The following is a 1,531-nucleotide window of genomic DNA, read 5'->3' as shown; positions in this document are numbered from 1 at the left end:
ATAAGTGCCCCAACCACCGGGCGGCACTCATCACTGAACAACCATCTGAGTTTGTTCGAGCAAACTGTGTCAAAATAAATGTGTGAGTAAGTAACCTAAACTCTGGATAATACATACCTCAGTTTGCTACTTTCAATGCTCAACGCGTTAAATTTATTTTCTCTAGCCAGATATTTTCAGTGAAAACAAGGCGAATTTACACGTCAATAGCGGGTCTATTGCAAGTAAATTCAACGCAGTTAGCGCTGAGAATAGCTGCTCGAGATGGATTTATTATCCAGAGTTGAGGTTAATTAACTAAACTATTTTTTTCAGTGCTAAATCTGTCTTAGTCTTATAATAAACAGATTGTTATGTAATAATTTTTTGAATCACTTTTACTGTTAATTATTTCTTAAATTCTCAAAGATGATATCCTGTTTAAGTCACATTTAAATACATAGAGCATACTCGATACAATAATGATTAATAACCAATCCTATATAGCAGGGAACCTGTGAAAATACCAAAACGCCTACAACCTCTCGTTGATGATGGTTTAATTGATGAGGTTATCAGCCGATTAATGAGCGGCAAAGAAGCCGATGTTTTTGTTGTTCGCTGTGGCGAGCATATTCGTTGCGCTAAAATTTATAAAGATGCTGTTAAACGTAGTTTTAAAAAAGCAGCCCAGTACCAAGAAGGGCGAAAAGTTCGTGGTGGTCGCCAAGCCCGTGCTATGGGGAAGCGTTCAAGCTATGGTCGACAGTTAGAGGAAGAGATTTGGCAAAATGCTGAAATTGATGCCTTATCACGTTTAGCTAATGCGGGTGTACGAGTTCCAGAAACATATTGTTGTATGGATGGTGTGTTAATTATGGAGTTGGTTTCTGATGATGCTGGCGATGTTGCACCTCAACTTGGCCATGTAACGTTGACGCAAGAAGAAGCGATTGCACAACATAAGTTAATGATGCACTACATTATGTTGATGTTGTGTGCGGGCATTATACATGGTGATTTATCTGAATTTAATGTTTTAGTTGATGATAAAGGGCCCGTTATTATAGATTTACCGCAAGCGGTTAATGCCTCTGCAAACAATAGTGCTGAGGCTATGTTTGCCAGAGATGTAAATAATATGCGCCGTTATTACGGTGAATTTGCACCGGCTTTGTTACATACACAATACGCTAAAGAAATGTGGGCGTTATTTGAAGAAGCTAATTTAACACCTAATTCTATACTTACTGGCGAGTTTGAAGACGATAGTGAAAATGCTGACGTTGATTCTGTTTTAGAAGAAATTCAAGCGGCCAGAGAAGAAGAAATAGAACGATTGGAGCGTATTAACGGCTCCGATGATGATGAATAAACTAGGTTTTTTTGATGCTTTAGGATTAATTTTTTAAATTTGCTCTACTTTTTTTGGATCACAGCGTTTAGCTAAACGCTGTGATCCAAAGAGTGCTTTGTACAGTGCCAATCCGCAATAATACTTAATCATTTTGAGGTGCCAAATTTGGCGCTAACTGCGTTAAAATTTCCTCAT

1 protein-coding gene is annotated in these 1,531 nt (G+C 37.9%); it reads left to right on the top strand.

All coding sequences use genetic code 11. From position 1 onward, the window contains the following. Positions 1-496: 496 nt before the first annotated feature. The gene (locus tag CWB66_RS21040; protein WP_138586967.1) at positions 497-1,354 is read left to right on the top strand and encodes a PA4780 family RIO1-like protein kinase; all 858 of its coding nucleotides are present in this window, start codon (positions 497-499) and stop codon (positions 1,352-1,354) included. The last annotated feature ends 177 nt before the right edge of the window (positions 1,355-1,531 follow it).

The organism is Pseudoalteromonas sp. S558 (assembly GCF_005886635.1).
Lineage (GTDB): Bacteria > Pseudomonadota > Gammaproteobacteria > Enterobacterales > Alteromonadaceae > Pseudoalteromonas > Pseudoalteromonas aliena.
The sequence above is the reverse complement of the archived record's forward strand: the minus strand, read 5'-3'. Positions and strand labels throughout refer to the sequence as shown.